The organism is Phenylobacterium aquaticum, from assembly GCF_947378715.1.
In the GTDB taxonomy this organism is placed as follows: Bacteria; Pseudomonadota; Alphaproteobacteria; order Caulobacterales; family Caulobacteraceae; genus Phenylobacterium; species Phenylobacterium aquaticum_A.
Window position 1 is genome coordinate 1 of sequence record NZ_CANCLE010000183.1, and the last position, 7052, is coordinate 7052.

Below are 7052 nucleotides of genomic sequence, written 5' to 3' on the forward strand. Positions count from 1 at the left end.
CTGACGGTCAGGAAGCTGTTCTTCTGAGGCGCGTCAGAGCCGCCTGGCGCCCAGCCCCAGGGCCTTGATCAGGGCCTGGGCGTCCCGCGTCTCGGTCCGGCCGATCACCCGCTCCCGGTCGACCACCAGGCCGCAGGGCGGGCGGCGCAGACCCATGAGCAGGCCGGTCAGCCGCGCGCCCTCGATCCGCACCGCGCCCTTCAGATCATTCAGCTTACGGCCCAGCCCCTCCTCCCAGCCCGGCGCCAGCCGCAGGTCGGCGGGCAGGATCAGCAGCCGCTCGTTGCGGGCCGCTTCGGCCGCAGCCACCAGCCCGCCGGCGATCAGCTTGGCGCCCGCGTCCTCGCAGATCACCGCCGTCGCGTCGGTCGATCCCGCGTCCGCGCAGATCACCTCGCGCACCAGCCCATCCACCGCCGCCGGGACCAGAGCAGCCAGCAGCACCTGAAGATCGTCCTGCGAATTGAAGGTCGGAATGATGGCTGAGAGCATGGACGCAAAAGGGGTCGCGTCGCCCTCTGGCGTCAAGAAGTTCTTGCTTTGTTCTTACTCATCGCTCATGTGACGTCAATGGCGACCTTCACCCAGCAGATCGCGCCCCAGCCCCGTGGTCGCGGCGCCCGCACCAATGCGTCCGGCCGTTACGAGACCCAGGCCCGCGAGGCCTTTGACGACGGCTGGACGGACGAGGACGCCGCGCCGGTTCAGCTGAAGACCACCCTCACGGCCGAGAAGGCCCGGGTGATCATCTCGACCAATGACAGCCCCGACGTCGGCTTCAATCGCTCGATCAATCCCTATCGGGGCTGCGAGCACGGCTGCATCTACTGCTACGCCCGCCCCGCCCACGCCTATATGGGGCTGTCGCCGGGCCTGGATTTCGAGAGCCAGCTGTTCTTCAAGCCCGAGGCGGCGAAGCTGCTGGAAGCGGAGCTCTCCAAACCCCGCTATCGCCCCGAGTTCATTCACATCGGCGGCAATACCGATCCCTACCAGCCCCAGGAGAAGATCGTCCAGGTGACCCGCCAGCTCATCGAGGTGCTGGGACGGTTCAACCATCCCTTCTCGATCATCACCAAGTCGGCCCTGATCCTGCGCGATCTCGACCTGCTCGCCCCGCTGGCGGCCAGGAACCTGGTGCGGGTGGCGGTCTCGGTGACGACGCTGGACCGCAAGCTTGCCCGCAGCATGGAGCCCCGGGCCGCCACGCCGGAGCGGCGGATCGCGGCGATCCAGGCGCTCAGCGCCGCAGGCGTCCCGACCGTGGTGATGTTCGCCCCCGCCATTCCCGGCCTCAATGACCATGAACTGGAGGCGGTGCTGGAACGCGCGGCCGGCGCGGGCGCGGTCGGCGCGGGCTATGTGGCCCTGCGCCTGCCCCTGGAGATCAAGGACCTGTTCCAGGAATGGCTGGCCACCGACCATCCCGATCGGGCGGGCAAGGTCATGTCGCTGGTCCGCCAGATGCGCGGCGGCAAGGATTATGACGCGGAATGGCGCCAACGCATGAAGGGCCAGGGGCCGGTCGCCGACATGCTCGCCCAGCGCTTCCGCATGGCCAAGGCGCGCCTCAACCTCGACAGGCCGATCCCCGAGCTGGAGCTCGGCCTGTTCAAGGTCCCGCCCAAGCCCGGGGACCAGCGCGATCTGTTCGGCTAGTTCCGCGCGGGGATCACCACCGGCAGGGTCTCATAGCCCTTCACGAACACCGAATGGGTGCGGGTGGGTTCGGCCACCACCTGGATGTCGGGGAAGCGCTTGAGCATCTCCTCCCAGATGATGGTCAGCTGCAGCTCGGCCAGACGGTTGCCGACGCAGCGGTGGACGCCGAAGCCGAAGGACAGGTGCTGGCGGGGCCGCTCGCGGTCGATGATGTAGCGGTCCGGTTCGGCGATCACCGTGTCGTCGCGATTGCCTGAGACGTACCACATGGCCACCCGGTCGCCGGCCTTGATGGTCTTGCCATGCAGCTCGAAGTCCTGCGTCGCGGTGCGGGCCATGTGGGCCAGCGGGGTCTGCCAGCGGATGGTCTCGGAGACCATGGAGGTGATCAGCGACGGGTCGGCCTTGAGCTTGGCGTACTCGGCCGGGTTCTGGTTCAGGGCGTAGACCGAGCCGGAGATGGTGTTCCGGGTGGTGTCGTTACCGCCGATGATCAGCAGGGTGACATTGCCGTGGTACTCATGGATGTCCATGTCGCGGGTGGCCTCGCCATGGGCCAGCATCGAGATCATGTCGGACCCTGGCGGCGCATTGAGCCGGTCGTTCCACAGGCCGGTGAAGGCCTCGAAGCACTCGCCGATCTCCTGGCGCTTCTGGTCCCAGCTGGTGACCGGTCCATAGCCCGGCGCATTGGTCATCATGTCCGACCAGTGGGTGAGCTTGCGGCGATCCTCGAAGGGGAAGTCGAACAGGGTGGCCAGGGTCATGGCCGTCAGTTCCTTGGAGACCAGGTCGACCCAGTCGAACTCCTCGCCGATCGGCAGGGCGTCGAGGATCAGGCCGGCGCGCTCGCGGATCACCGGGGCCATGCGGTGCAGATTGGCTGGCGCCACGGCGGGGCTGACCGTCTTGCGCTGCACGTCGTGCTTGGGCGGATCCATCGAGATGAAGCTGGGGCGCGGCGCCCGGCCGGCGTTCTGGGCCTTGGACTCCAGGCTGGCCAGCACGATGCCGTCGGCCGATGAGAACACCTCGTGATTGGTGTCGATCGCCATGATGTCATTGTAGCGGGTGATCGACCAATAGGGCCCATAGGCGCTGTCGGCGGTGAAATGGACCGGGTCCTCGCGGCGCAGGCGCTCGAAGACCGACCAGATCTCATTGTCGGCGAACAGTTCCGGCTGGGCCGGGTTCAGCTGTTCCAGCGGGACGGCATAGGCCCTGGCCCGCGCTTCATCCCGAATATCGACGGCGCCATCGCTCATGTTCCGCTCCCGGCCGCCGGGCCTCGCTGGGCCCGGCTGTTTCAGTGTTCAGGCGAGTACGAAGCACTGAACACTGTTTGGCAAACGGCTTTCGCGCCGGTCGGGTCAACGGGTGAACACCCCCACCAGCTCGATATGCGGCGACCACAGGAACTGGTCGACCGGCAGGACGCGGTCGAGGCTGAAGCCGGCGTCGATCAGCACCCGGGCGTCGCGGGCGAAGGTGGCGGGATTGCAGGACACCCCGATGACCCGGGAGACCTTGGAGCGGGCGAGCTCAGCCGTCTGTTCCAGGGCGCCGGCGCGCGGCGGGTCGAAGACCACCAGGTCGGTGCGCTTGAGCTCCTCGGCCAGCACCGGGCGCTTGGCCAGGTCGCGGGCCTCGGTGGTGATGCCCTTCAGGCCTGGAGCCCCGGCCGTGGCGCTGGACAGGGCGCGGATCGCCGCAGCGGAGGCCTCGGCGGCATAGACGGGGGCGATCTCGGCCAGACGGAAGGTGAAGGTGCCGACCCCGCAATAGAGGTCGGCGATCTTATTGGCCCCGGCCGCGGTCTCGCCCACGAAGGCGACCATGGCGGCCTCAGCGGCGGGCACGGCCTGCAGGAAGGCGCCCGGCGGCAGGGACACCACCACGGGCCCCAGGCGCACGGCGGGCTGGCGCGACAGATAACAGGCCTCGCCGTCCAGGGTGACCCGGGCGAAGTCGGCCTCGGCGGCGATGGCCGCCACCCTCATCCCGGCGTCGGCGGACAGGCCACCGGACTTCTTCTCGACCCCGGTGATCTCGATATCGATGCCCGCCCCGGTCAAGGTGACGTGCAGGGTGGGCGCGGACTTCGGGTGCTCGAACAGCGGCGCGGCCAGCCGGCGCAGGGCCGGCAGCGCGGCCACCAGCTGCGGATCGGCCACCGGACAGGCGTCGATCTCCACCAGGTCCCAGGACTTGCGGGCCTTGAATCCGACGCGGGCGACATCGCGGCTGCCCTTGCGGGCGTGCAGGGCCATGCGGCGGCGCGTGCCCGGCGCGGCGGCGAAGGGCGCCAGGATCTCGGTCTCGATATGCTGCAGCGCCAGGGTGCCGACCAGACGCTCGACCTTCCAGGCCAGATAGGAGGCGTGGCTCCAGTGCTGCAGGGCGCAGCCGCCGCAGACGCCGAAGTGCGGACAGGCGGGTTCGATTCGTTCTGGCGAGGCGACCAGCACCGCGTCCAGCTCGCGCCGGTCGCCGCCGCCCACGGCGCGCACCTGCTCACCGGGCAGGGTGAAGGGCACATAGATCGGCCCGGCGGCGACGCCGTCCCCTTCCCCGCCCAGGGATTGGATCAGCACTTCGACCGGCGGACCCGAGGGCGCGGACGGCTTGGCGGGGGCCCGCGAGGGTCGTCTGGCGTGGCGCATGACAGAGCTCATTTCTCAAGGCGGCCGGTCTTGCTAGCTTCGCCGTGGCGACTTCGCCAACTGGACGACGCTGAACGCACCGCTGTGGGTCTGTTCAAGACCCGTTCAGGTTCGATCAGTCAAACCTCATCTCCGAAAGCGGCGCTTGGACGCGCCCCTCTCGGGAACAGAACGAAGGACTTTAGCCCATGAAGCGCACAATCGTTCTCAGCCTGGCCGTCGCCGCGATGGCGAGCAGCCTGGCCGTTCCCCAATTCGCCGCCGCCCAATCCGCCAAGGACTACGGCCAGGGCGATATCTGCAAGAAAGAGCAGGACAGCAACGCCACCAAGGGCACCGTCGTCGGCGCCGTGGCCGGCGCCCTGCTCGGCTCCGCGCTGGCCGGCAAGGGCAACAAGACCGGCGGCGCCGTGATCGGCGGCGTCGTGGGCGGGGTCGCCGGCCACCAGATCGGCAAGCACTACGTCAAGTGCGAGACCTATCCGAGCCGGGTCAAGCAGACCAAGTACAGCCGCAACAACTGCCAGTGGGTCCAAGAGTCCTATGGCGGCCGCGACCACGGATTTGAAGTTTGCCGCGACCGCGATGGCGTGTGGCGGCCCAGCGGACGCAGCTAGGCGTCACCCCTCTATTTTCGTCTCCAAAGGAGAGTTCCAATGAGCATCCGTTCCAATATCGCCAAGGTCAGCCTGACCGGAATAGCGGGCGTCATGGCGCTCTCCGCGGCCCTGGCTGTCCCGACCTTCGCCTCGGCGCAGTCGGGCGGCTATTACGGCCAGAACGACTACAGCTATGACCCCTGCCGCCGCGCCAACACCAATCGCGGCACGACCGGCGCCCTGGTCGGCGCCGCGCTGGGGGCCGCACTGGGTTCCAACGTCGCGTCGCACCATGGCGGCCGCAAGGGCGGCGCCCTGCTGGGCGGCGCGCTCGGGGCCGTCGTCGGGTCGCAGGTCGGCAGAAGCTCGGCCGCCTGCGAACCCCAGCAACGCCAAGGCTATTATGGCAACAGCCAGTATGGCTCCAACGGCTACGGCTCGGACGCCTACGGCTATCAGGGCTCCTATGGCGGCGGTGGCGGCTATTATGGCGGCCAGCAGGGCTACGGCTCGGACCGCTATGGCGCCAGCTACAATGTCGACAGCCGCCAGCCAGCCGACGTCAATGGCTGCACCCTGGCCGAAAGCCCGATCTACCTGCCCGATGGCCGGGTCCAGAAGCGCTTCGTGCGCGTCTGCCCCGACTCCAATGGCCACTATCAGGTCGTCGACTAAGGCCTGCGCCTGACCTGGACGAATTGGGCCGCCCGGATCAGTCCGGGCGGTCTTTTCGTGCGTGCAGCAGGAATTCCAGATTGCCGTCGCCGCCGGTGATGGGGCTGTCGTCATGGGCCAGCACCGGCCAGCCGGAGGTCTCCAGGAAGCTGATCACCTCGGCCACCGCCCTGGCGCGATCGGCCGGATCCTTGACCAACCCGCCCTTGCCCACACGGCCCGGACCAACCTCGAACTGCGGCTTGACCAGGGCGATCAGATCGGCGCCCGCCCGCGCCAGAGCCAGGGCCGCAGGCAACACCTTGGCCAGGCCGATGAAGCTGGCGTCGCAGACCACGAGGTCGGGCGTCTCGGGAATCAGGCGGCTGTTCAGGTCGCGCGCATCGACCCCTTCCAGCGAGACCACCCGGGGGTGCGCGGCCAGGCGCTCATGCAGTTGAGCGCGGCCCACATCGACCGCATAGACCTTGGCCGCGCCGCGTTCGAGACAGATCTCGGTGAAGCCGCCGGTCGAGGCGCCGACATCCAGCACCACGGCGCCCTCGACCTCGATCGGCCAGAGCTCGAAGGCGTGCAGCAGCTTCAGGGCGCCCCGGCCGACATAGGGATGGGCCATGACCGCCCGCAGCTTGCAGGTCTCGTAGAGCATCTCGGAGGGCTTGGTGACCGGCTTGCCGTCGGCGGTGACACCGCCAGCCTCAATGGTGGCGCGGGCCTTGGCCCGGCTGTCGACCAGGCCACGGGCCACCAGCAACAGATCAGCGCGGGACTTTGTCATCCCCTCCCTTTAGCAGAGCGCCGCCGGGAGGGGTGACCTACCTCAGACCTTCTCGTCTTCGAACAGCTTCTTGAGTTCGTTCTTGAGGATCTTGCCATTGGCGTTGCGCGGCAGGGTCTCGTGCCAGAACTTGACCTTCACCGGCACCTTGAAGGCCGCCAGGTGTTCGGCCACATGGGCGCGCAGCTCGGCCTCGGTGGCCGAGGCCCCCGGCTTCAGGGTGACGACCGCGCCCGGCTCCTCGCCCAGGGTCTTGTGCGGGATGCCGACCAGGGCCGCGTCCATCACCGCCGGGTGGTCATAGAGGACGTTCTCGACCTCGATGCAGTAGATGTTCTCGCCGCCGCGGATCAGCATGTCCTTGGCCCGGTCGACGATGAAACAGAAGCCCTCCTCATCCACCCGCGCCAGGTCACCCGTCCGCACCCAGCCGTCGACGAAGGTCTGGGTGGTGGCCTCGGGCTTGTTCCAATAGTTCTTCACGATCATCGGGCCCTTGGCCCACAGCTCGCCAAGTTCATTCACGCCCAGCACCGTCACGCCATCGGCGGGGTCACGGATTTGCAGCTCAGCGACCGGCACGGCCGGGCCGCAGGACATCGGCCGATTGGTGTAGTCCTCCGACCCGTGGGTGGTGACGGTGGCGCAGGTCTCGGTCATGCCCCAGCCGTTGCC

The 7052-nt window shown here is 68.3% G+C and carries 8 protein-coding genes; 3 read left to right on the plus strand and 5 right to left on the minus strand.

Annotated elements, in window-relative coordinates:
• Nucleotides 1-33: 33 nt before the first annotated feature.
• Nucleotides 34-492 (minus strand): glycosyltransferase, encoded by a 459-nt coding sequence (locus Q7P21_RS18005; RefSeq protein WP_304164503.1) that lies wholly within the window; start codon nt 490-492, stop codon nt 34-36.
• Nucleotides 493-570: 78 nt separating this feature from the next.
• On the opposite strand from Q7P21_RS18005, the gene Q7P21_RS18010 reads away from it, so the two are divergent.
• Nucleotides 571-1659 (plus strand): PA0069 family radical SAM protein, encoded by a 1089-nt coding sequence (locus Q7P21_RS18010; RefSeq protein ID WP_304178203.1) that lies wholly within the window; start codon nt 571-573, stop codon nt 1657-1659.
• On the opposite strand, the gene Q7P21_RS18015 is transcribed toward Q7P21_RS18010, so the two are convergent.
• Together Q7P21_RS18015 and Q7P21_RS18020 are read right to left on the minus strand one after the other, a co-directional pair.
• Nucleotides 1656-2927, minus strand: coding sequence for a cytochrome P450 (locus tag Q7P21_RS18015; RefSeq protein WP_304178227.1), 1272 nt, complete (start codon nt 2925-2927; stop codon nt 1656-1658). The genes Q7P21_RS18010 and Q7P21_RS18015 overlap by 4 nt on opposite strands.
• A 105-nt stretch (nt 2928-3032) precedes the next feature.
• Complete coding sequence (locus Q7P21_RS18020) at nt 3033-4325, minus strand: class I SAM-dependent RNA methyltransferase (RefSeq protein ID WP_304164498.1); 1293 nt, start codon at nt 4323-4325, stop codon at nt 3033-3035.
• 188 nt (nt 4326-4513) lie between these two features.
• On the opposite strand from Q7P21_RS18020, the gene Q7P21_RS18025 reads away from it, so the two are divergent.
• Nucleotides 4514-4942, plus strand: coding sequence for a glycine zipper 2TM domain-containing protein (locus Q7P21_RS18025; protein WP_304164497.1), 429 nt, complete (start codon nt 4514-4516; stop codon nt 4940-4942).
• A 39-nt stretch (nt 4943-4981) separates the two neighbouring features.
• Complete coding sequence (locus tag Q7P21_RS18030) at nt 4982-5599, plus strand: glycine zipper 2TM domain-containing protein (RefSeq protein WP_304164495.1); 618 nt, start codon at nt 4982-4984, stop codon at nt 5597-5599.
• Between the two features lie 37 nt (nt 5600-5636).
• Here Q7P21_RS18030 and Q7P21_RS18035 read toward each other — a convergent pair whose 3' ends face one another.
• Both Q7P21_RS18035 and Q7P21_RS18040 read right to left on the minus strand, forming a co-directional pair.
• The gene (locus Q7P21_RS18035) at nt 5637-6377 is read right to left on the minus strand and encodes a TlyA family RNA methyltransferase (RefSeq protein WP_304164493.1); all 741 of its coding nucleotides are present in this window, start codon (nt 6375-6377) and stop codon (nt 5637-5639) included.
• 42 nt (nt 6378-6419) lie between these two features.
• The coding region (locus Q7P21_RS18040; RefSeq protein ID WP_304178239.1) for a class I adenylate-forming enzyme family protein at nt 6420-7052 on the minus strand (633 nt) is incomplete at its 5' end.

Coding starts and splice junctions, on each gene's coding strand:
- Q7P21_RS18005 (WP_304164503.1), bottom strand. CDS start 492: ATGCTCTCAGCCATCATTCCGACCTTCAATTCGCAGGACGATCTTCAG.
- Q7P21_RS18010 (WP_304178203.1), top strand. CDS start 571: ATGGCGACCTTCACCCAGCAGATCGCGCCCCAGCCCCGTGGTCGCGGC.
- Q7P21_RS18015 (WP_304178227.1), bottom strand. CDS start 2,927: ATGAGCGATGGCGCCGTCGATATTCGGGATGAAGCGCGGGCCAGGGCC.
- Q7P21_RS18020 (WP_304164498.1), bottom strand. CDS start 4,325: ATGCGCCACGCCAGACGACCCTCGCGGGCCCCCGCCAAGCCGTCCGCG.
- Q7P21_RS18025 (WP_304164497.1), top strand. CDS start 4,514: ATGAAGCGCACAATCGTTCTCAGCCTGGCCGTCGCCGCGATGGCGAGC.
- Q7P21_RS18030 (WP_304164495.1), top strand. CDS start 4,982: ATGAGCATCCGTTCCAATATCGCCAAGGTCAGCCTGACCGGAATAGCG.
- Q7P21_RS18035 (WP_304164493.1), bottom strand. CDS start 6,377: ATGACAAAGTCCCGCGCTGATCTGTTGCTGGTGGCCCGTGGCCTGGTC.